This window comes from Bacillus sp. UNC438CL73TsuS30, from assembly GCF_000482325.1.
Classification (GTDB): Bacteria; Bacillota; Bacilli; order Bacillales; family Cytobacillaceae; genus Neobacillus.
This window is the reverse complement of sequence record NZ_KI535299.1, coordinates 134,799-158,563: the sequence shown is the minus strand read 5'-3', so window position 1 is coordinate 158,563 and position 23,765 is coordinate 134,799. Positions and strand designations below refer to the sequence as shown.

At 37.7% G+C, this 23,765-nt stretch carries 15 protein-coding genes, 7 tRNA genes and 2 pseudogenes; 18 read left to right on the top strand and 6 right to left on the bottom strand.

Annotation, left to right across the window (positions count from 1 at the left end; translation table 11 throughout):
* Position 1 precedes the first annotated feature (1 nt).
* The 11 genes from M028_RS0127760 to sdaAA all read left to right on the top strand — a co-directional run bounded on the left by M028_RS0127760 (position 2) and on the right by sdaAA (position 7,543).
* Positions 2-90: transfer RNA gene (locus M028_RS0127760), tRNA-Leu, on the top strand.
* Between the two features lie 36 nt (positions 91-126).
* Positions 127-203: transfer RNA gene (locus tag M028_RS0127755), tRNA-Arg, on the top strand.
* A 30-nt stretch (positions 204-233) separates the two neighbouring features.
* Positions 234-310: transfer RNA gene (locus M028_RS0127750), tRNA-Met, on the top strand.
* Positions 311-328: 18 nt separating this feature from the next.
* A tRNA-Ser gene (locus M028_RS0127745) sits at positions 329-421 on the top strand.
* Between the two features lie 23 nt (positions 422-444).
* Positions 445-529: transfer RNA gene (locus M028_RS0127740), tRNA-Tyr, on the top strand.
* 39 nt (positions 530-568) lie between these two features.
* Positions 569-639: transfer RNA gene (locus M028_RS0127735), tRNA-Trp, on the top strand.
* A 13-nt stretch (positions 640-652) separates the two neighbouring features.
* Positions 653-734, top strand: a tRNA-Leu gene (locus tag M028_RS0127730).
* A gap of 189 nt (positions 735-923) precedes the next feature.
* On the top strand, positions 924-3,251 hold the full coding sequence (locus tag M028_RS0127725; RefSeq protein WP_026576749.1) for a helix-turn-helix domain-containing protein: 2,328 nt from the start codon (positions 924-926) through the stop codon (positions 3,249-3,251).
* Between the two features lie 204 nt (positions 3,252-3,455).
* Entirely contained in the window at positions 3,456-4,433 is a 978-nt protein-coding gene (locus tag M028_RS0127720; protein WP_026576748.1) for an L-threonine 3-dehydrogenase, read from the top strand.
* A gap of 61 nt (positions 4,434-4,494) precedes the next feature.
* A complete protein-coding gene (locus M028_RS0127715) occupies positions 4,495-5,898 on the top strand; it encodes an amino acid permease (RefSeq protein WP_026576747.1) in 1,404 nt (467 codons plus the stop codon).
* Positions 5,899-5,980: 82 nt separating this feature from the next.
* The gene (sdaAA, locus tag M028_RS34135; protein ID WP_026576746.1) at positions 5,981-7,543 is read left to right on the top strand and encodes an L-serine ammonia-lyase, iron-sulfur-dependent, subunit alpha; all 1,563 of its coding nucleotides are present in this window, start codon (positions 5,981-5,983) and stop codon (positions 7,541-7,543) included.
* Positions 7,544-7,656: 113 nt separating this feature from the next.
* On the opposite strand, the gene M028_RS0127705 is transcribed toward sdaAA, so the two are convergent.
* Together M028_RS0127705 and M028_RS0127700 are read right to left on the bottom strand one after the other, a co-directional pair.
* Positions 7,657-8,109, bottom strand: a complete 453-nt coding sequence (locus tag M028_RS0127705; RefSeq protein ID WP_026576745.1) for a S1 domain-containing RNA-binding protein — start codon at positions 8,107-8,109, stop codon at positions 7,657-7,659.
* A gap of 128 nt (positions 8,110-8,237) precedes the next feature.
* The gene (locus M028_RS0127700) at positions 8,238-9,011 is read right to left on the bottom strand and encodes a class I SAM-dependent methyltransferase (protein ID WP_026576744.1); all 774 of its coding nucleotides are present in this window, start codon (positions 9,009-9,011) and stop codon (positions 8,238-8,240) included.
* A 336-nt stretch (positions 9,012-9,347) separates the two neighbouring features.
* On the opposite strand from M028_RS0127700, the gene M028_RS0127695 reads away from it, so the two are divergent.
* Positions 9,348-9,860, top strand: a complete 513-nt coding sequence (locus M028_RS0127695; protein WP_026576743.1) for a hypothetical protein — start codon at positions 9,348-9,350, stop codon at positions 9,858-9,860.
* Between the two features lie 813 nt (positions 9,861-10,673).
* Here the strand turns inward: M028_RS0127695 and M028_RS33205 are convergent.
* From M028_RS33205 to M028_RS31230, 3 genes are all read right to left on the bottom strand, one after another.
* Positions 10,674-10,814, bottom strand: a complete 141-nt coding sequence (locus M028_RS33205; RefSeq protein WP_155925853.1) for a hypothetical protein — start codon at positions 10,812-10,814, stop codon at positions 10,674-10,676.
* Between the two features lie 97 nt (positions 10,815-10,911).
* Positions 10,912-11,106, bottom strand: a complete 195-nt coding sequence (locus M028_RS0127680; protein ID WP_026576742.1) for a hypothetical protein — start codon at positions 11,104-11,106, stop codon at positions 10,912-10,914.
* 57 nt (positions 11,107-11,163) lie between these two features.
* Positions 11,164-12,087: a type II toxin-antitoxin system SpoIISA family toxin gene (locus tag M028_RS31230; RefSeq protein WP_051591289.1), complete on the bottom strand. Its 924-nt coding sequence runs from the start codon at positions 12,085-12,087 to the stop codon at positions 11,164-11,166.
* 313 nt (positions 12,088-12,400) lie between these two features.
* On the opposite strand from M028_RS31230, the gene M028_RS0127670 reads away from it, so the two are divergent.
* Both M028_RS0127670 and M028_RS0127665 read left to right on the top strand, forming a co-directional pair.
* Positions 12,401-12,700: a YciI family protein gene (locus M028_RS0127670; RefSeq protein ID WP_051591288.1), complete on the top strand. Its 300-nt coding sequence runs from the start codon at positions 12,401-12,403 to the stop codon at positions 12,698-12,700.
* Between the two features lie 514 nt (positions 12,701-13,214).
* The gene (locus tag M028_RS0127665) at positions 13,215-13,931 is read left to right on the top strand and encodes a conserved phage C-terminal domain-containing protein (protein ID WP_026576740.1); all 717 of its coding nucleotides are present in this window, start codon (positions 13,215-13,217) and stop codon (positions 13,929-13,931) included.
* 302 nt (positions 13,932-14,233) lie between these two features.
* Here the strand turns inward: M028_RS0127665 and M028_RS33760 are convergent.
* Positions 14,234-15,463: pseudogene (locus tag M028_RS33760) on the bottom strand (IS3 family transposase); the annotation flags it as partial.
* An 837-nt stretch (positions 15,464-16,300) separates the two neighbouring features.
* Between M028_RS33760 and M028_RS31220 the strand changes: the two are divergent.
* The 4 genes and pseudogenes from M028_RS31220 to M028_RS0127610 all read left to right on the top strand — a co-directional run bounded on the left by M028_RS31220 (position 16,301) and on the right by M028_RS0127610 (position 23,449).
* A complete protein-coding gene (locus tag M028_RS31220; protein ID WP_081810914.1) occupies positions 16,301-18,583 on the top strand; it encodes a PBP1A family penicillin-binding protein in 2,283 nt (760 codons plus the stop codon).
* A gap of 159 nt (positions 18,584-18,742) precedes the next feature.
* Positions 18,743-18,945 (top strand): annotated as a pseudogene (locus tag M028_RS32475) (IS3 family transposase); the annotation flags it as partial.
* An 875-nt stretch (positions 18,946-19,820) separates the two neighbouring features.
* Positions 19,821-21,311, top strand: coding sequence for an amino acid permease (locus M028_RS0127630; protein WP_035424924.1), 1,491 nt, complete (start codon positions 19,821-19,823; stop codon positions 21,309-21,311).
* 1,487 nt (positions 21,312-22,798) lie between these two features.
* Complete coding sequence (locus tag M028_RS0127610; protein WP_026576734.1) at positions 22,799-23,449, top strand: hypothetical protein; 651 nt, start codon at positions 22,799-22,801, stop codon at positions 23,447-23,449.
* The last annotated feature ends 316 nt before the right edge of the window (positions 23,450-23,765 follow it).

Below are 23,765 nucleotides of genomic sequence, written 5' to 3'. Positions count from 1 at the left end.
TGCCGGGGTGGCGGAACTGGCAGACGCACAGGACTTAAAATCCTGCGGTAGGTGACTACCGTACCGGTTCGATTCCGGTCCTCGGCACCAAGTTTTTTTGCAAAGTAAAACTATTTTTCAATCAATGCGCCCGTAGCTCAATTGGATAGAGCGTCTGACTACGGATCAGAAGGTTATGGGTTCGACTCCTTTCGGGCGCGCCATAACAGATTTTGGCTTAATAATTAAAATATGGCGGTGTAGCTCAGCTGGCTAGAGCGTACGGTTCATACCCGTAAGGTCGGGGGTTCGATCCCCTCCGCCGCTACCATATTATTTTTAAAATAGTGGAGGAATACCCAAGTCCGGCTGAAGGGATCGGTCTTGAAAACCGACAGGCGGGTTAAACCGCGCGGGGGTTCGAATCCCTCTTCCTCCGCCATTATTTTATTGTTTTTTATAGATGGAGGGGTAGCGAAGTGGCTAAACGCGGCGGACTGTAAATCCGCTCCCTCAGGGTTCGGCGGTTCGAATCCGTCCCCCTCCACCATAGTTTTTTCGAGTTAGCGAAAATAACTTTCGATAACTTAGGGGTATAGTTTAAAGGTAGAACTAAGGTCTCCAAAACCTTCAGTGTGGGTTCGATTCCTACTACCCCTGTTTGTTTTATTTTGCCGGTGTGGCGGAATTGGCAGACGCGCACGACTCAAAATCGTGTTCCGTAAGGAGTGTCGGTTCGACCCCGACCACCGGTATCACTCAAAAGGGTAAACCCTTATAGGTCAATGCTTTGAGCAATCAAGGTATTGACCTTTTTTGTTTTTAGCGTGTTAAAGTCTATACTTAATCGTGTGGCCAACAAATATACAGTAACTATGGTTAATGGCGCTAGTCTATTCTTAATGCGAATTGCACATTTTTAATCTGTCCTAAGGTGGATGTTCATGAACCAGTCAATAAAAGATCATTCTTATCAAATAAGTTTACAAAACATTGAATATTATTCTCCGCATATTTATTTAGGAATCGAGATTCTTCTAGTGATAAGGGGAGAAATTGAGATTACGGTCAATCAACATTCCTGCCATTTAGCTGAAAATGATCTTCTGCTGATTAACGCCAATGATCTACATTCTATTAAGGGGAATAAGGAGAATGTGGTCTTATCGTTACAAATTCCCTTAGATCTAATCAAGCCGCTTTATCTGAATATTCATGAGTGTCATTTTAACTGCAACTCATCCAAAGAGGATAACGGGATGTATCTGCTTTATGATCAAATTCGCCAACTAATGGCAAAGATTTTGATTGCCTATTACCAAAAGCAGGATGGAAATGAAATCGAGATTAACGGACTGATTTTTCAATTAGTTACACTGTTGATTCGAAATTTTAAAACTACACAACCTGGAAGTAATCAATTCACCGAAATGAAGGATGAAAGAATTAGAGAGATCCTAGCTTTTATCGAAAAAAATTATCGCAAACCGATATCATTGAAGGAAATTGCCAAAGAACAGTATTTGTCTCTTTACTATTTGTCCCGCTATTTCAAGCAGGAAGTTGGGGTTAGTTTCTCCCAATATCTCAAAAATGTCCGTTTGAAATCAGCGGTGCAAGAGCTGCTTTATAGCGGCCATAATATTACCCAGATTTCTGAGAATTGTGGTTTTCCCAATGTAAAGGCATTCAATATGGCTTTTAAAGAAATGTACCAGCAAACGCCTACTGAATATCGCAGCCTGCATAAAGTGGAACCGATGGATGTCGAGGAAGTGAAACATGAAACCGAACAATATACATTACTGCAATCGCCCAACTTTTTAATGGAAATCAGTAAATATATTTCAGGAAATGAGAAGAGCACCACACCGATGGAACCGACTGCTTCAGCGGTACATGTAGACTTGCCGCTTGAGCCCATTTTTATCAGAGAAAAAGCCTTAAAGTTACTCGTAATTGGGCAACTGGAATATGCTTTGAATGAAGAAGTGAAGGCGGAATTAAAGCTAATCCAAGAGGAACTTGGATTTGAATATATTTATTTTACGAACCTTTTTTCGGACAGTTTTGCGATGACAACGCCCCTCTATCAAATAGGAGGTCAATTTTATCAGGTGGATGCCTTATTCAGCCTTTTTCAACAATTAAGGTTGGTTCCTTTCATTCGTGTGGAAGTTGAAAAGGAAGTGGCAAGCAGGTTTGAATACCTTAAGAAGCTTGATGAATTTTTACAGCATAGTCTTTGTTATTTTGGCAGCGATTTTGTAGGCAAATGGCGATTTGAACTGGTTTTCACGGAATGCGGCGAAACAGCAAAGAGCTTTTATCAAGATTTTTATCGAACTGTAAAAAAGCGGGCTCCTGCCGCAAAAATAGGCCTCCATATGCCGTTTTCCTTAAGAAAGGCTATTTCCGTTCCTGCTGCTGAATTTATAAACCAAATTTCCGACAGATGCGAGCTGATCTGCTTCACTTGCAATCCGAATGAAGAAGTGGATTTTACCGATATGGATAATCATACTTTTGAAGGAGTAAAAAATTATGTAAAGAAAGAAATCAGCAAATTAAAGGAAAGTCTAGCGTCTGTGGGTTTAGAGGAGATTCCAATTTTTCTTACCGATTGGAATACACTTTATGGAAATACGATGGATTTGAGCGGCACTTTTTTCCGTTCTGCCCTTATTTTTAAAGAAATGTTGGATGCGATGAAGGAAATATCCGGTTTGGGGTTCTGGATTGATACCCACTCATTGGAAAAAAATAATCTGGATCAAGACCATATTGCCATGAATGGAATTGCCCTCCTGTATTATTATCAGATTAAACGCCCAGCTTATTTTAATCTTCAACTAATGGCAAAAATGACCTTGCGAATTTTAGCGGAAGGCTCGGATTTTGTAATGGCAATGGGAGAAAATGGGTACCAATTAGCCGTTTATAACCCTTCCTATATCAATCCCTCTTATTCGGTCGAAAGCTTCTTTTTGCATTCCATTACAAAGGAAAAGAAAGTGGTGATTTCAGGCCTTCCGCCTGGGCGTTATCAAATTCGCAGGCACATCCTTGATCAAAATAACGGTGAATTTTATATTAACTGGATAAATCTGCAGCATCAGGATATTTACGACCAGGAGATTATTTCTTATATTAAGCAGGGAACCCACCCTAATTTGCAAATTTATGAGGAAAAAGTGGAATCGGAGCTTTATTTACAATCCACTCTGACCTTTAATGCTTTTCATCTCTTTGAAATAAAGCCATTAAGTTAAAACTTAATGGTCTTTTTTTGTTGTTAGTTTTGACGAAATTGTGAAGAAGGGCAAATATAAGGGGTACACACAACAAATATAGGAATGTATATCGACAAAATTCGATTTAAACTTAACATATGAAAACGTTTACAATTCAAATTCATCTTATTCTGAAAGCGATGTAAGTTTTTATTGAAAAGTGTATTAATGGAGGTTGTTACGATGAAAAAAATTCTTGTGACCGGAAGCTTAGGCCAAATCGGTTCAGAGTTAACGATGAGAATGCGAGAACTGTACGGAGAGGAAAATGTCATTGCCACTGATATCCGTCATGTTAATGGCAACCCAGTCGTGGAAAATGGTTTATTTGATACATTGGATGTGCTAGATGGCGAGAGAATGCAGAAACTGGTCAATGACTATCAGATTGATACGATTATCCATTTGGCAGCGCTGCTGTCGGCAACAGCAGAGAAAAACCCGCAACTTGCCTGGAATCTTAATATGGGCGGATTGATGAATGCGCTCGAGGTGGCGCGGAATTCCCATGCACAGTTCTTTACACCAAGCTCGATAGGAGCCTTTGGTCTATCTACGCCAAAAGACCTTACACCACAGGATACAATCCAACGGCCAAACACGATGTACGGTGTCACCAAAGTAAGCGCTGAATTACTTTGTGATTATTATTTTGCAAAATTTGGTGTTGATACCCGTGGCGTCCGCTTCCCGGGATTGATTTCTTACAAAACTCTTCCCGGTGGAGGAACGACAGACTATGCGGTTGATATTTTCTATGAAGCGTTAAAAAACAAAAAATACACATCCTATATAGCGAAAGGCACTTACATGGATATGATGTATATGCCGGATGCGATTGATTCAATTATTCAATTAATGGAAACGGATTCATCGAAATTAATACATCGAAACGCCTTTAATATTACAGCCATGAGTTTTGAGCCTGAAGAAATTGCCGCTTCCATCAGAAAATTTATACCAGAGTTTACGATGGATTATCAGGTAGATCCAGTCCGGCAGCAAATTGCCGACTCTTGGCCAAACAGCATTGATGCGGCCGCAGCCAAAGAGGAATGGGATTTTAACCCGCGGTACGATTTAGACCGTATGACAAAATCCATGCTCGAAAACTTAGGGAGAAAATTGGGTGTTCCATTTGGGGAACCTGTATTGGTTTAAAAGAAAGAATAACATTAAGAAGGTAGAGTAAAAAATCCAATGAGGGAAAGTAGGGCAGTTTATGTCAAAAAACCAGGAATTAAAGCGTGGCCTTAAATCGCGTCATATCCAAATGATTGCTTTGGGTGGTACCATCGGGGTTGGGTTATTTATGGGATCCGCCAGTACGATTAAATGGACGGGCCCATCCGTGATGATTGCCTATGCAGTTGCCGGTCTCTTCCTATTTTTCATTATGCGCTCGATGGGGGAAATGCTATATTTGGAACCAACTACTGGTTCGTTTGCTGACCTCGGCAATAAATATATCCATCCTTTAGCTGGATATTTGACAGCTTGGAGCTATTGGTTCCAATGGATTATTGTCGGCATGTCGGAAATCATCGCAGTTGGTTCGTATATGAATTATTGGTTCCCACATCTGCCAACATGGATCCCTGGGGTAGTTGCAATGTTGATTCTTGGCGTTGCCAACATGATTTCGGTTAAAAACTTTGGTGAATTTGAATTCTGGTTTTCATTAATTAAAGTATTAACGATTATCTTGTTAATTATTGCTGGTATTGGCATTATTCTCTTTGGCTTCGGGAATGGCGGACATGCAATAGGATTTTCGAACATTTGGAAAAATGGCGGCTTTTTCACCGGTGGCTTTAAAGGATTCTTTTTTGCCCTTTCCATCGTAATCGGCGCTTATCAAGGAGTGGAACTGATTGGGATTACAGCCGGGGAAGCTGAAAATCCGAAGAAAACCATCACACATGCTGTGAAAACAACCGTTTGGCGTATTTTAATTTTCTATATCGGTGCGATCTTTGTTATTGTAACGGTCTACCCTTGGAACCAGCTCAATCAAATTGGAAGCCCATTCGTTTCAGTTTTTGCCAAAATCGGAATTACGGCTGCAGCCGGCATTATCAATTTTGTTGTGATCACGGCAGCAATGAGCGGCTGTAACAGCGGCATCTTCAGCGCCACACGGATGCTTTACGCATTGGCGAAAAATGGACAGGCACCAAAGATTTTTGCCAAATTATCGGAAAATAAAGTTCCTGTTTATTCAACCATAACGGTTTTAATCGGCTTACTCCTTGGCGTTGTGTTGAGCTTTGTTGCACCGCCATCGATCTTCGTGTATGTATACAGTGCGAGTGTACTTCCAGGAATGATTCCATGGTTTGTACTGCTCATTAGTGAAATCAAATTTAGAAAAGTAAATGCTGATGCAATGGAAAAACATCCATTTAAAATGCCCTTTGCACCGTACAGCAACTATGCTACGATTCTCTTTTTACTAGTGGTCCTAGTCGGAATGTTTATCAATCCAAGCACGCGCATCCCGTTAATCGTGGGAATTGCATTCCTCGCTCTCATGACAGGTATTTTTTATCTGTTAAAAATGGAAAAACGCGTACCGTTAGACGATGCTGATAACGAAAAAGGCACAAAACCAAAAGCGGTTTAATATAAAGTAAACAAAGGATGAAAAGGGGGGACGGTTCAAATGCTTCGGGCACGGGAACCGTCTCCTTTTAAGGAGTGGTATGATGTCTTTCATGAGTTTAAGGGAAGTAATTGAACTGGCAAAGCAGCAAAACATAACGATTGCTGAATTAATGATCCAAACGGAAATACAGCAAAAGAACATTTCACGGGAAGAGATTATCGAAAAAATGGCCGAGCAATTTACGGTAATGGAAGAGGCTGTCCGCAAAGGGACGACAAGTGCTGTGATGTCACGTACCGGCTTGACCGGTGGTGATGGGTATCGTCTTCACCAATATGCCGAAAAAGGAAAATCCTTTATCAATCCCATGACATTAAATGCCGCAGCCAATGCGCTTGCCGTATCAGAAGTCAATGCCGCAATGGGGCGGATTGTCGCAACACCGACTGCAGGTTCAGCGGGAATCTTGCCGGCAGTGCTCGTTCACGCTCTGGATAGCGGAACATTCCCAAGAGAACAAATCGTACTGTCGATGTTCACTGCCTCTGCCCTTGGCTTGGTGATTGCTAATAAAGCTTCGATATCAGGAGCTGCCGGCGGATGCCAGGCGGAAATTGGCTCAGCAACCGCGATGGCAGCTGGCACTTTAGTTGAGCTTGCCGGAGGCACTCCAGAGCAGGTTGGAAATGCCATTGGAATTGCTTTAAAAAATTCACTGGGACTCGTTTGTGATCCGGTCGCCGGGCTAGTGGAAATTCCATGTATCGTTCGGAACGGATTACACGCGATTACCGCGCAGGCTGCTGCAGATATGGCGTTGGCAGGGGTGGTCAGCATTATTCCACCTGATGAGGTGATTCATGTCATGCATGAAGTCGGGCAGCAAATGCCTGAATCGCTGAGGGAAACCGGGATTGGCGGTCTAGCTGGCACCCCTACAGGTCAAAAATTGAAGGCGCAGATTTTCAGTGAACCGACAAGCAGCTGCGGGCCGGCTAAATATCAAAGCGCCTATGAAATTATCGGCCCTGTCATGGTCGGGCCATCCAGTTCACATACTGCAGGTGCTGTCCGAATTGGCAACATAGCCTGCCAGCTGTTAAACGAAAAACCATTATTTGCAAAGTTCTCCCTGATGGGTTCCTTTGCCGAAACCTATCAAGGTCATGGCACAGATTTAGCCTTATTGGGAGGGGTTCTTGGGTTAACAACCATGGATGAAGGCATTCCAAATGCAAAATCGATTGCCGAAGAAAATGGATTACAATACGAGTTTACGAAGCGGGTGATGGGAAGTTACCATCCGAATACAGTGCTAGTTGAATTATCAGGAGCAACGCGAACGGTAAAGGTATTGGCCAGTTCGTTAGGCGGTGGCAAAGTAGAAGTTCAGGAATTGGATGATTACCCGTTAAAGTTTTCCGGAGAACGACCAACACTTGTAATCCGTCATACGGATCGAAAAGGGGTTATTGCCGAGTTATCAGGATCACTTTATCAAAAAGGGTTAAATATTGCCCGTATGGCGAATGAACGTTCAAAAATCAATGGTTCGGCGATAACGGTTTGTGAGATTGACAATCAAATCGAAGAAAATCTCTTAACTATATTGAATAAAGAAATTCCCATTATAGATGAAATTTTATTAATCCAAACGATGTAGGGATGAGGTCTGTAATGAAGGTTTTATCGAATTGAACGGAATGAAGTGAAAGCTATTTTCTACTTAGAGAGAAAATAGCTTTCATTAATTTCAATGAAGAAAAAGAATGATGATTATCCTCGTCTTCCGCCTCTGCCGCCCTGTTTTGCTCCGGTGTTTCGTTTAAGGGTAGACAAATTCTCTTCACTCGTCTTTAAAAAACGAGCCATTTTATCTTCAAAACTTTCCTTCGGTTTGAATTGACCTTTTGGACGAAAGTCTTTGGAACGGCTATCACCTCTGCCCGAGCGTGGTGGGCGTTGTTGTGAATAAGAAGAGGTTTGTCCTTCAGGTCTATCTATCGCTTTTTTAATGGACAAGGAAGTTTTTCCGTCTTTCATACTAATCACTTTTACTTCAACCTGGTCTCCTACCTTGAGATGGTCATTAATATCTTTTACATAGCTATCCGCAACTTCACTGATATGCACAAGACCTGTTGTTCCATCTGGTAAGTCTACGAATGCTCCAAAATTAGTGATGCCTGTTACTTTACCTTGTACTTTGCTGCCTATTTCGACTGACATAAAAATAGTGTTCCTCCCAATACTGTTATCAGCTTTTATTATAACATATTCTCGAAGAGGTAAATAACGTCTGGAGCTGTTCCTGGGCTAAAATTTTTCAGGTATCTTTTCATTAACCAATTAAGAACCTATTTTACTCCAATTACACGAATTCTTTTATAATCAGCAATCCAATTACCGTCCTTGTACAGAACACCTTTTAAATTATTTTCCACGTTTGTTACTATTTCATCTCTTGAATGATCAGGTATACCATCAAACAAATGATTTCCGAACATTTCAATCCAGTTTTTTAACCCATTCACTCCATCCAATGGAGTTGGTCTATCAAAATGTTGAGCAAAAGTTACTCTAAATCCTGCTTCTTCCATTAAAGTCGAATACTCAGCAATACTTGGATAAAACCAAGGAAATTGTTCCTTATTAAATTCAAACCCTGCTTCTTTTATTTGTAAGATGATTTCATCCGTTATCGCTTGAACATTTCCTTTTCCTCCAAATTCAGCAACAAATCTTCCACCTTGTTTTAAGCTTTTATAAATACCATGTAATGCTTGGATTGCAGGTTGAACCCAATGAAGTGTAGCATTAGAAAACACTGCATCAAACTCGTTATTATAGTCTAAGTTTGTGGCATCTTGAACCCTAAACTGTATTTGTGCGTATTTACGGGTTGCTTGTTCCACCATATTTTGTGATTTGTCTACGCCAACAATTTCTACTCCAAACTCATATAATTTATTGGCTAAATCTCCTGTTCCACAACCAAGATCAAGTATTTTTTCCCCTTGTTGTGGATTTAACAATTCAACTAAGCTATTCCCATATTTTGAAACAAAGGAATGCTTACTATCATATAAATTCGCATCCCAATTGTTCTCTTTAGTTTGAAATGATTCCATCCCTAACCCCTCCCAATTTATATAAAAATAGTAATATATTTGTTAATTGAATTATAATCGAATGAAGTAATAAAAGGTATTAACAAAAAAGATGGAATCCATGACAAACTGTTATTAGATGGCGGTAAGGATAGATAGTAAATGGAAATTGTTGCGGCTAAATAGGAAATTTTCGCAAAACCTCAGAAGAACTTTTTTACCAACAATATCAGGTAAAGGGCTTTCACTGGCAATAGAAATGTACAAGTAGACTAAATAACTTGTCCATATCAAAAAGATAAATTTTCACATTTAATATATTGATTGATAAATTATGAATTGAAAGGATGTGTTTTAATGGCAACTTTGCGTTCAGGTCCATTTTTGGTTCCGACTCAGACATGCAGTGGTAGACCAGTCACTCATATGTTTTTAACTTTCACCAATCTAACCACTCGAACATTAACGGTAGTTCACCGGACTGATAGTGCTTTTGTTGCAGGGGCACCACCAGCCCCTGTTTTCCCACCCTCCCCAATTATGAATCCATTATACCCTCCAAATCCTTGCACGCTCGCTCCACGTTCAGCGGCTATGATTGCAGTACCAGTGTTCTTTGCGTTAACAACTGAAGAAGCAGCCACTCCCGATCAACCTACAGGTCCCCAACAAGTATTAGTCGTAACGGTAAGCGGGGACATTGATTTTATTGGGGATCAAATTCAAGTAAGTGTAACAGGTGGTTTTTCACTTAATGGTATTTCACTTACTGAATCAGAACCAGCGATGTTCATCAAACATGAAAACTTTGTGTTAGTTAGCAGTAGTGACTTATTAGACGAAGATGACGAAAGTAGCAGTAGTAGCTAGAATGGATAGAATAATTGACCGTTTCTAAAGTATAGAGCAGTCTTTTTTTCTATTTTGTTGTCTAAGGTTAACAATATTTTGTCCATTTTGTTTTAGACTAACTTTTAGCCAATAGGAGAGAGGTAGTCTAGTATCCTGTAGACTTAAAGCAGTCTGGAAAAAGAGCTGCCTTCTTACAGAAAATCCATTTTCACTTTTTGTAATCGGTTAATTAAAAGCGGAAGGGCTACTTTTTGCCAAAACTCTATACTAATACCGCCACTTGACACCATGTTTAGACAGGCCTTATGGGATCGTTATCTATAAGTGGAATCTGCGGAAGACGCACAAAAAATGTTTGAAAACGATCCTGCTGTTCAAACAGGTATCATGGATGTGAAATTACATCCCTTTAAAGTCGGAGTAATGTAAGGTCGCTAAGGTGAAATCGTGATGGTTTCATCTTTTTTATTTGTCTATTAACCCAATAGTGGATTTTGTTCGTACAGGAAGAGGAAGAGGGGAACGTATGTACTCTGAAGGCTAGGGACAGGCACTTACTGTAAAAAAACAAAATGACCTTCCCACTTATTCAGGATGAACTCAACATGTTTTTCAATCTGAATCATGTGACATACCATCTTGACCCTTGGAAGGAACAAGCCTGAACCAAGTAATATCAAACATTGATTTTATTGGGGATCAAATTCAAGTAAGTGTAACAGGAGGATTTCACTCAATAAAATTACTCAATTAATTAGTACAATCAGTTTGTATCTTTGGTTTGTTTACCGATCATTGTCATTTCTGGAGGTGGAGATAGGATTGTATAGACTATCTGCTTTTCTTTATTTTATCAATATTCTCTTTGATTTTTTCATTCATTTTTAGTAATTGACTATCTTTCAAATCCCTTTTAGGTAAGGTTCCTGATGGTTTGTCCAAAAAAGGGCTTTTCTTTTTTCTCTCTCCCATTACATCATCTCCCAAACAGATTCTTAATATATCTATATTGTCTGTATGGTCACAATATGAGAGCTTTAAACAAAAAAGACAGGAGAAATCTCCTGTCTTATCGCTTCGCTTCACCATAACGGCTATCTCTTAATCGCTCTACCGCTTTGTTGCTTCTCTCAAACAAATCTCTTGTATACAACGAAGGAGAAGTTTGTGGAACTGTTTGAGCCGTCCTTTCCATTAAGAAAGGGGATCTTGCTCTACCTTTGCGTCTCCTTGAAACAACTGCTTCTGCTCCACGCTCTGGCATTTTATCCACTCCTTTCCTATCTATTACCCTAATTCTATCAGGTTTACACTCTATTTTCTATAATTGGTTTTGCCAATGTGGTTGTTGCGGTTGCGCTTTTTCAACCCAAGTATGTATTACTGACAAATTAATGATATGATCAATATCTATATCTAATATGTCGATCTCTGATACAATTGCGATAACAACTGGATATGTATGTTTTAAGTAAGGTACTAATATCGTGAATTTATCAATATGAACGACCTTTTTCTCATTTAGAAATTTCATTTGGTCTTCCGTTAAATTAACACCGATGATCGTACCTATCTCTTGTTTAAATGCTCCATCATCTTGCTTAACAAATACGGTAAGTTCCTGCCTACAAGTTTCTCCGTAGGCCATAAGAAAATCTTCTAAACTATCACGATATGATTCCGCATCTTGCCATTCTTGAGTACCAAAAGAAGATTTTTTCACACTGTCTAAAATAGAAGTGAACTGCAAGTTTCTGTTTTGCGTTTGCGTAATAACCTTGTGCATTTCTTCATTGATACTTTCCACCTCAGTAATCGGTTCCATTTCGGCTCCGCCTATTTTTTTAATAGACGGTGTAAGAAATAACGCTAAGTCTACAAATATAAACATGCCCGCTAAAAACGTGTATCGTTGCCACTCTTTCACATCAAAACCTGACTGATTCAGCAGCAAGATCATCCCTACAATAAAAAAGAAGTACCATGTTCTTCTCAAATTTTGATTATGCTTTTTAAAGAACTTAGGGAAAGTCCAACTTGTGTAGATGATAATAAGAGCGACACCTACAAGGATCAACCATTTATTTTCCTGTGTAAAGGATAGAATTTGACTTCCCCAACTTTTCTTTACAACGAAAGAAAAAATTAAGAGAATGAGGGGAATGATGATTTTAGCCAAAAAAACATTCCGTTCCTTTGTCCAACGCTCTCTTTCATACCATTTTTTAGAATCTCCAGTTACCATATTTCACCTCCTGAACTTTATTCTATCATGTTTTTATAAATTGAATTGTTATATATAAAACTTATCCTGGTGGTGGTTTCTCACCAAGGTGATGAAAAAGAAAATGTTATTTAAAATGAGTAGGGTTTTTTAGTTTAAAGAAAATATTTCTCAAATTTCTTTTATGTATTATTATGTGAATAAATTTGATTTAATTGGCGGATAAGAATAAGATTGTTTATTTCAGTCTGAACTAAATCAATTTTATAAGGTATCCATTCCATTTATTGTGGAAAAATAGGTTGATTAAAGGACAACTGAGGAGTGTTTGAAAATGGAACAACTTGAGTTCTTGGCGATTGGCAAGGCAAAACGGGAGAATTGGCTAGCAACAATAACTCCTGAGGAAAAGGCAATAATGGGAAAACACTTTGAATACGTTAGGCAGATGTACGCGGAAGGGAAAGTGGTTTTGTCTGGCCCATGTTTAGACGGGGCTTATGGGATCATTATCTATAATGCGGAATCTGCGGAAGAAGCACAAAAAATGTTTGAAAAAGACCCTGCTGTTCAAACCGGTGTCATGGATGTGGAATTGCATCCTTTTAAAGTCGGAGTAATGGAAGGACGCTAAGGTGAAATCATTATGGTTTCATCTTTTTTATTTGTCCATTTACCCGGTATTGGATTTTTGTAAAGCAAGGAGAGGAGGGGGAAACCATGTACGATAAAGTCTGGTGGCCAGACACTTACTTGAAAAACCGAAATGAGTTTTCCTTCAACTCAGCATGAACTCATCATGGTTTCAAATTGAATCCTCTGACATTCCATCCTGACCCTTTGGAAGGAACAAGCCTGAACCAAGCAATACCAGAGATTACTTCAGAGATTACTCAAAGACAACAACAACAGAAAAAAACTCACGTTGTCGTTGTTCCAACCTAAAAAACTCCCAAACCCCATTTTTAAGATCAATTCAAATCTCCTGACATTTGTTCACAACTTCTCCGTACGCTAAAAAACCTTTTTATTCACCATGTCCATTTTGCTCCTTTTTCTATATATAGCTTGTGTAAGGTTAGTGAACCAATCGAGGAAGTATTCATCAGAGACTCTCTCGGGAAGAGGAACAAAAGGAGGAAAAAGCAATGAGCAGTTTATTACTGAACGAAAGCCCCATGATAGTGCTGCCATCACTGGCAAAGAAAATTGGGTTAAATGAAGCAATCATCCTGCAGCAGATTCATTATTGGATTCAAAAAAGTTCTCATGTGATTGAAGGAAAGACCTGGATTTATAACACCTACCAACAGTGGAATCAGCAGTTTTCTTTTTGGTCGTTAAGCACCATTAAACGAACGATTCGTTCATTGGAAGACCAAGGACTTCTCCTCTCAGAGAACTGGGATCGAAGCAAAATGGATCAAACCAAGTGGTACACCATCGATTATGAGCGATTGGAAACATTAGAATTAACATCTCCTGAGCCTAAGATACACGAGGCTGAAATCGAAATAGACCAAACTGAACCGGGAAACACATCAGAAATGACTCCACAGAAAACTTCACCCGTTACCGAAATTATCAGCTACCTAAATGAAAAGACAAACGCAGCTTACGAACCAAGCTTACAAAAAACAAGGGTCATCATTCAGACAAGAATGAGGGAAGGGTTCACAGTGGAGGATTTTAAAAAGGTTATTGATTTAAAGTCCACTGAGTGGCTCTATGATTCCCGAATGTACAAATATCTTCGACCGGAAATCTTATTTGGTTCCAAATTCTATTCTTATCTGCACAAGAAATCTTTTAATCTAAATACATTAAGAGCGGAGGATTTTGATGTGTTAGATGGATACGGTTGAATTCATGATGAGTACTAGGGTATTTTTTGACCAGTATGAAGTGGATCGACACTTGCCTGGAGTAATGCACACATGGACAACAAATCTTAGAATGTGTGACGAGTTGGAAAGGTAGGGTACATTTCTATAAAATTAGACGTCAGAAATAGTAAAATCGATCAAAAAATTTTTTTCAGCATCAGAAATCTTGGGGGGGATTGTTAAACAAAGGGTATGTTAGTTCTGGAAAAGGAATATTTGCAAAGAAGTTAGAATAAAAAAAGGCCAAATTTGATCTGAACCCAAAAAGTTAGACACGGGATTTAGGCAGCTACAGGGGCATGAGTTCGGTATTGTACTGGACTCATGCCCTTTAACTTTGCCTTAATCCTTTTGTGGTTATAGTAGTAGATGTATTTCTCTAACTCTACTTTAAATTGCTCCATACTCTCAAACTCCTTTAAATAAAGCAATTCAGACTTTATAAGCCAAAGAAGTTCTCAATGACTGCGTTGTCTAAGCAATTCCCCTTACGGGACATACTTTGAATGATTCCATTTTCTTTTAGCGCAAATTGATACTGCTTCATCTGATAATGTCAGCCTTGATCAGAATGGAGGAGGGGGGCGTCCCCTTCGTTTAAGCATCCAAAGGCTTTGTCCAACATCTTAGAAACAAGTGGGTATACGGGACGACTCTCCATGTTGTACGCTATAATTTCTCCGTTATATAAATCTAGAACTGGCGAAAAATACAACTTTTCACCAAATAAGTGGAATTCAGTTACATCTGTTACCCACTTTTCATTCGGTTTTGAGGCATGGAAATCACGGTCTAAAATGTTAGGTGCAATTTTACCGACTTGTCCACGATAAGATTTATATTTTTTCATTCGTACCAAACATCTTAGGCCCATCTCATTCATTAAACGACGAACAGTTTTATTATTGATAATAATCCCCATGTTGCGTAGCTGTAATGTGATACGACGGTAACCGTAACGCCCTTGGTGTTCCTCAAAAATCTCCTTAATTAACTCTTTCATTTCCTTGTATTTATCTGGGCGGTCCATTTGCTTTACCCAATAGTAATAGGTACTACGTGGAATCCCAGCGATCTTAACTAACTCTATCACCTTAAATTCGTGCCTTAATTCATATATTATTTGCGCTTTTTCTTGTTCGGTGATTTTTCCTTTTCTTGAATCAAGGCTTGTAACTTTTTTAAATAGGCATTCTCCATGCGTAAACGCTCATTTTCAGCTTGTAAAGCTTCGTATGATCCCTCTCTACAGGTACTGATTTTTTAGTTACCTTTTTCATGGGTGGACGCCCCTTTTTCTTTGGTAGTAGAGCGTCCGCACCCAATCTTTCAACCTGCCTCTGCAATTGAAGAATCGTTGAAGGTGAAGAAATATTATACACAGCTGCGGCTTGTGTTATGGACGCTCTAAATTCGTTCATATAATTTAGTACGTCCATTTTAAATTCAATATCATAATTTGTATAGTTGGAAATTAAACCAGCTTCACCATTTTCTCTGTAATGTGCCACTCAGTTCTTTAAAGGAGTCAACTCTTTTTCTATTAGGTATTTGAATATATGGTACAAAATTTAGAGTATTTGAAGCTAAAAATAGCCATTCCAATTGTTGATAAGGAAGTCACAATAAGAGTGAAGTGAAAATTAAATATCTACATCATTCTGCTTGGAACAAATCCAACCATACACAATACAATCAAATCCAAAAAATAAAAATAAACCTTTACGCTTGTATTCATTTCATCGGTTTCAGAAAAATCATTAAGATAATCGAGCCAACACATTTCTCTAAAGGGCTTTTTTATAATGAAAATTGAGCCTTTATAAAAAATTACAATAAAATAATATGAAATTGACTCAAATATGTAAAGATACGGAAAAATTATTTCTACTCATTTTTATGTATAATGTCTATGAAAAGCAAAACAAAACTATAAATGCTTGTTTATGAAATAATAATTGTAACGTTCAGCCGTTAGCATTTGTAGACGTTCATTTCAACTTTAGACACTCAGATAGAGTAGGAGAATAGGGAAGAGTTAGTTTGAAGGATTTTGTTATTTGTTCTTCTTTATAGAAGGATTTAAATGAGAGGAAATAATGATAGAGCTAGATGTTAAAAAGGAACAGGCTATGCAAGAAATAATAGAAAAGATTGAACAGCGTAAATACCTTATTTCGAAAGACGTAAAGGGATGATTAGATTTTTACTAATTTAATTCGTTATAGACGGATTTTACATGAAAAGTAATGGACTAAAATCAGTCTCTCATCAGTCAGAGATAAGGTAGTGATAACTACTTCTTTTTATATCAACTTTTAGTAACTTACACATAGGAGAGAAGATTAATGTCAGAAGAAACGTATCGTTCTCGTCAGGAACGAAAACAAGCTGTAAAAATAAGACAAAATCAAAAAGAAAGTAATAAAACGCCAAAAAAAGCATCCTTGTTGAAAAAAGTGTTAATTTCCTGTCTGGTGCTGGGATTTGTTTCGTCAGGAGTAGTTGCCATTACCTTCGCTACTATGATTAAAGATGCGCCTAAATTAAATTCTTCAAAACTAGTAGATCCACTACCAACAAAATTTTATGATAAAGAAGGGAATTTCATTTATGAATACGGTAAAGAAAATCGAACGAAAATTACGTATACTCAAGTTCCAAAAGTGTTGGAACACGCATTTATTGCTACCGAAGACGCAAATTTTTATAAAAATGATGGTATAGATTTTAAACGGACCGCTATAGCGATTTTCAAGAATCTAACCGGGCAATTCGGTTCTCAGGGCGGTAGTACCATAACACAGCAGGTAATTAAAAACTCCTTTTTGTCTCCACAGAAAACCATAAAGCGAAAGGTAAGAGAATGGTACTTGGCGTATCAATTGGACAAAAAATATTCTAAACAGGATATTTTAACGATGTATTTAAACAAGATCTACCTTGGAGATGGGGCCTATGGAGTGGCCGCTGCTGCAAAAACCTACTACGGAATTGATGCAAATAATTTAAATAAATTAACGCTTCCGGAGGCTGCTATGCTGGGAGGGCTCCCACAAAGTCCAGCTAATTACGATCCGTCTAAACCAGCAAATAGAGAGGCTGCCACCAATCGACGTAATCTTGTGTTAAGCTCCATGCATAAACAGGGCTATATTACAGAGAAACAAATGCAGGAAGCGATGAAAGTACCCGTAACGGAGGGCCTTGTTCCGAAAACCACTCAACAAGGTATTCCTTATGAAGCATTTTTTGATGCAGCTGTTAAAGAAGTGGAAGGAAAACTTAAAGGTGTAGACATCAGCACGGATGGATTATCTATTTATACCACTTTAGATCCAAAAGCACAGGATTATGCGGATAAAATGATGAACACAAATAATATCATTGCTTATCCTAATTCTAAGTTTCAAGGTTCATTTGTTTTGTTAGATACAAAAACTGGTGAAGTCCGGGCAATAGGGAGCGGACGAAATGAATATAAAGGAACATTTCTAGGAAACAACTTTGCAATTGATATAAAACGTCAACCAGGTTCTTCGTTTAAGCCGATTTTTGATTATGGTCCTGCGATTGAGTATTTGAAATGGTCAACTGCTCACCAAATCAATGATCAGCCGACAACGTATACAAATGGTCAATCTATTTCAAATTGGGATAATCAATATCACGGGATGTTGTCAATACGGAAGGCACTACAATATTCTTATAATATCCCTGCGCTTCTTACTCTTCGTGAGGTTAGCATGGATAAGGCAAAGAATTTTGCAGAAAACCTCGGTATTCCTTTTAATAACAACCAAGTGTACGAATCCTACGCGATTGGAAGTAATACAGTTAATCCTTTAGAAATGGCAGGGGCATACAGTGCTTTTGGAAATGAAGGAGTATACAATCAACCGCATTTTGTCCAAAAAGTAGTCTTTCCTGATGGCAAAGTTATGAGCTTTACGCCACAGCCAAACCGTGTTATGCATGATTACACAGCCTATATGGTAACAGATATGTTACGTACAGTCGTAAACGATGGGACTGGAAAAACGGCAAATGTCCCAGGATTGGATGTTGCTGGGAAAACAGGTACAACCAATTTTGACCATAAGACCAGTGCTCAATTTGGATATCCATCCAACGCAGTAAATGACAGTTGGTTTGCGGGTTATACCCCACAATACACGATGGCTGTATGGACTGGGTATGTGAATAACGGTCCAGGCAACTATATGCTTGGAGATACTACCAAAATCTCGCAACTAATGTTTAAGGACATGATGCAAGCGTTTGGAACAGACTCAACCAGCTTTAAGCAGCCAAGTGACGTTAATAGAGTGAATAATGAACTGTACGTTAAAGGAGGAAATTCTGACGATTCTCCGAACCAGAATAACGAGCATGTTACAAGCTATGATCCAAATTCTCAAGATTGGCAGGAGATGCTGCAGACAATCTCTTCTGCTATTGGAATAAATCAAAGCAATATAACTGTATGGTGGTTAGGGAGCGACAAAAGCAACCCAGGCGGCTCAGTTGGGATTGTATCAGCAAAAGGAAATGGCACGCAAAAATATCGTGTGTATCTCCAATGGGATGGCTCAAGCTATAAAGCAACAAAGGTTGAACCAGCTTCATAAAAAGGAAAAGGGGCTGTCCGACAATTTCTAAAATAAAGCAAGTGAAGAAAAACGGATCGTATTTCTCCACTTGCTTTTGTATTTTTATAATTTTTTTCTGAAAGTAACTGGCGGATGCCTGCTACTTTTAGTTTATTGTGGGCTTAAGCCACAATTTGAGGGAAATGTTGGGATAACGCTCCACAAGAGTCTTTTTTTGGCCATTTTAAGGATGAGGCATTTATAAACCAGTGTAATGCTTTAGAAGAACAAAAAAAGAAATAAGGCGTTATATGATCTACTATAACAATTTTAGATATCAATGGAATTTAAAGAAAATGACCCCTGTTGAATACAGAAATTATCTTCTCAATATGGCATAACCTTTTTTAAAATGTCCTTTACAATGGGTACACTTTAATCATCGAGAGGGGCTTTTGAAGATACAATATAAGATGTCGGGAAAAATTGGGGGTAATTATGAGAAGTCTACCTGTAAACTTATTATGGTTTGTTTGTTCTATTACGTTAAATGCTATAGGAAATAGCTTTATGATAATAGCTAACCTAGGAAGTGCACCCTGGGCAGCTGTTGGACAAAATTTGGTGTCTATATTACCGTTTTCCATTGCTTAGATACATTGAGATTTCCTTGGAGTTGGGATCTCTTTATTTATGGTATGTAATACAAACTTAATAAACATATTTCTAGATTGAGCAAATGAAGGTGTATATTCAACTTATTATTGGACATTCTTTTTAATTTAGTAACACTTAATTTATTTAAATTTTATAAAATTATGAAAAATATTTGTAAAAAAATACTATATAAATCTATTACCGTTGAAAGATGGAAATAGTTGATAATTAACAATTATTTTCATATTACCTAAAAAGATTATCGCCTATGCATTTACTCTGCATGACTGATTCTCAGTTTTATCAGAAGATGAAAAAGCAGTAAAAGATTTAATTAAACCTTATGGGGATTTTGCACCTACATGCAAAATGAATTATAAAATTAAAAATATTTTTGCACTAAAATAAAGAAATTTTGACAAAGGTAGCTGTTAGTAAAGGATTTTTTACTAGAGATTTTGGCATAAAAATTGCAATATAAAATTTTGAATAAGTGCTTTATTATCAATTGAATTTTCGGAAAAGAATGATAATTTAAAGGACTTATTGGTACTTACTTACGTTAGACAACTGGTTATATTGTAAGTACTAAAAAATAAAGAGGAGGACTGATGTGAGAATGGGATTAAGGGAAGAAAAAGTGATAGTTTCCCAACACTCAGGAAATGAAGAGCCGAAGTTAAATCGCGGTTTGAAAGCCCGGCATTTAACAATGATTTCGATTGGTGGAGCGATTGGTACAGGCTTGTTTTTAGGAAGCGGTTCTGCGATTCACGCAGCTGGGCCGGGTGGTGCATTATTTGCCTATGCATTTGTTGGATTGATGGTATATTTTGTTATGACGAGCTTAGGCGAACTATCTGCTTTTATGCCAACAAGCGGTGCGTTTAGTTCCTATGGAACGAAGTTTGTAGATCCTGCATTTGGATTTGCGTTAGGGTGGACATACTGGTTTAACTGGGCCATGACGATTGCAGCGGAATTAACAGCTTCTACCATGATTATGAAATTCTGGTTTCCGAATAGTCCATCATTACTATGGAGTTTCTCATTTTTAGCCCTTATTTTTCTATTAAACTATTTATCCGTTAAGGGATATGGTGAAGGGGAATATTGGTTTTCCTTCATTAAAGTTTCCGCCATTGTGATTTTTATCGTCATCGGCTTATTGATGATTTTTGGAATAATGGGTGGAGAAGTCATCGGATTTAAAAACTTTACAGTTGATAAAGCCCCGTTTAGCGGAGGTTTTCTAGGTACCTTTCTTATTTTCATTGCGGCCGGCTTTTCGTTTCAAGGAACAGAAATTGTCGGTGTTGCTGCAGGTGAAAGTGAAGATCCAGCGAAAAACATACCAAAAGCCATTAATAGTGTTTTCTGGCGTATCCTCATTTTTTATGTACTAGCCATCCTTGTTGTTGGTCTTATTATCCCTTATACAAACCCGAATTTACAAAGTGATGATGTAATGGTGAGTCCATTCACACTTGTATTTAAAAAGGCTGGTCTTGCGTTTGCAGCATCACTCATGAATGCGGTTATTTTGACTGCCGTTTTGTCTGCAGGTAATTCAAGTCTTTATGCATCCACTCGTATGTTATACGCAATGGCAAAAGAAGGACAAGCTCCACGCATTTTTGCAAAGCTTAATAAGCGCGGGGTACCGTTCGCGGCCATTATTTTAACGACTGCAATTGGAATGCTTGCTTTCTTATCTTCCATCTTTGGTGACGGTATTGTTTATGTTTGGTTAATGAATTCGATCGGCATCACCGGTTTTATTTTCTGGTTAGGTATTTCTGTAAGTCACTATCGATTCCGTAAGGCTTATCTAGCCCAGGGCTATTCGCTCCGTCAACTTCCATATCGCGCAAAATTATACCCATTTGGCCCCATTTTCGCGATATCTATTTGTTTAATTGTTACATTAGCCCAAAACTATCAAGCATTCCTTGGCAACAAAATTGATTGGGGCAGTGTCATTGCCGCTTATTTAGGAATACCGCTTTTCCTTCTCTTGTGGTTTGGATTTAAGTTTATCAAGAAGACAAAGGTAGTTAGACTAGAAGAATGTGAATTTGATTTTAATTTTGAAAAAACACATGATTAATTAGACTGAAAAAAATGCTCTCGATGTTTGAGAGCATTTTTCTTACTTAAAGAATCGATTTTTGTTACCAATCCAACGAGAGATATAAAAAAACCCGTTTTTCAATGTTGTATTTTCTAAAAGGACTTTAGTGTCCATGCTTTCAGATAATAACCTTTCCATATTTTCTATTTTGTCTCAACTAGATGTGGGAGTCACGAATAATCACTTGTGAAAGGGTTACTTTTCATTTTGAAGGTAGGTATTATATTCTATTGAAATGAATTGCCCCGTAATTGTTACGGGGTGTTTTTATAACCAGGCCTTTTTCAATAAAGTAACACCAAGTTCAATTTCATCACAAGAAAGATTACTAAAACCAAGTGTAATAATTTAGTTCATGCCAATATTGGCTCTGCACGGATACTTGAAAAGAATAGATATGAGTTAGAAGGAAGATAAAAGGACTACTATTTTATAGAGAATAAGTATTATGATGCAGTACTTTTCGGCAAAATTACAAACATGGAAACTTAGCGTCCTTATACAGATAAAATGAAGATCTTTGTTGACCATGATTTCAATAAAATATAGTCCGTTGTTATTCAATTAAAAGGTGCGATTGTGGAGTAATTTAGATAGGAAACGAATAAACTTTTTTACAAAAATTGAAATCTAAATCTAATTTATGAAAAAGTATCCACTTTGATCAATTTTTTTACTGTGCCTGTTTCTTTCATTAAAATTTTAATTTCAATATGTGTTAAATTCACATTATAATAATATGTACGCTCGGACAATATATGATAAATAATTCAAGTGCTACCACCAAACGGTTAGAAAGGAAGGAGGATTAGGCAGGATAATAAAATAGGAGATAAAAAGTGAAGACTTGGAACCGAGGAAATTTTTAGTCAAGCACAGTACGTTTAGATCGAGGACATCAGACTGTAAGGCCAACGCTGATGAATCAAATACTAATGTTAATATTAATAATGGGTTTAATCCTAGCGTTAAATTCGACAAGTTTGAAGATCCATTAGAAAAGTTCCAGGAGGAAATCCCAAGTAAAGAACTGACGACAATTAAATGCTGATAGGCGAAAAGAAAGAGAAGAAGAAAAGAAGCAGCGTGAAATTCCGAAACACGGTTTCATTTTGTTGCTGCAATTTTCAAACGGTACGCACAAATTTACTTATACAACTTCCTTGTTATTACAACAAAAAATTGAAAATGTAAAATTTGAATATGGTGATACTGTTCGAATTGTTCATACATTGGAAACTTACGACACAATGAAGTTTTATCACAAATTTTTAAAGGCTCAGTTTTCTAATAGATTGGTTGAAGCAAATCCAATCATTATAAATTAACTAATGAAGATGTTGCGTATTTGAAAGAGGAAAAATTCCCTTCTAATGCAATGGAATGGTTTGAAAGGGCCATTACAAGTTGAAAAATAATACCGGGGTCTAATCCTCGGCTCAATTATGAGGAGGCATATCAACATGAGCAAAATTACTTACAAGGAATTAGCCGAATCCGTACCTACTAGCTTTAAACTAGTACAATTTGGGAAAGGTCAGAAGCTTCATATTGTTCCTAATACTATTAATCAACCATATTGTACTAGAGCACGAAATAAAGATCCGGAAACGGCAATAAAAAGTATCTATGTAAAGGATATTTCAGATTATCAGGATGATGAGCTATGTCAAATGTGTAAGGTGGTGCTTCCGGACATTAAAAGTATAAAGGAAAACACCAGTGAATATAAGGGTGAAGTGTCATTAACTGAAAAAGCTAAAAAGCTATATTTAGATTGTGATAATACGGACTCCAAAAAAGGCGTATTAATACCACTCTATCTAGAAAATTTTAATAAAATAAATATCTATTACTGTATGGTTATTGGTCACCTCATTAACAAGTATGCAACAGAGGAGCTTGAGGATGATTGGATTGAATATAGCCGTGAGTCATTCTTTATAGGAAAACACGATAAAGAGGGTTGGACTAAATTAAAATCCTCAGTTTACCGGTTGGAAAAAAAGGGATATGTTAAAACAAAATTTGAGAATGGTGTTAATTATATTCGTTTAACTAATGAACATGCTGAGATTTTTAATGCTGAACTTTATAAGAGAAAAGATGCATAAAACGATACTGGGGGATTCGCCCCGGCATTATATAAATTAAAAAATCCATGAGAGTCATTTAATCAAAAAAATGTTACATTCAAAAATAATATGGAATCGAGGAATATCTCGATATCAAATATTTATCACTTGGTAGTATTTCTGTAAAATAGTTTTTAAGAATGGTGGTTATCATTTAGGTGACCCACCCGTGGGAATGACAGGTACTAAGCCAGGTGGTTATCCCATGAGTTATGCAGAACCAAGACCAGGTGGCTTTCCAATAAAATATGCAGAACCAAAGCCAGGTGTATAAAATGTGTTGAGCATCCAATAT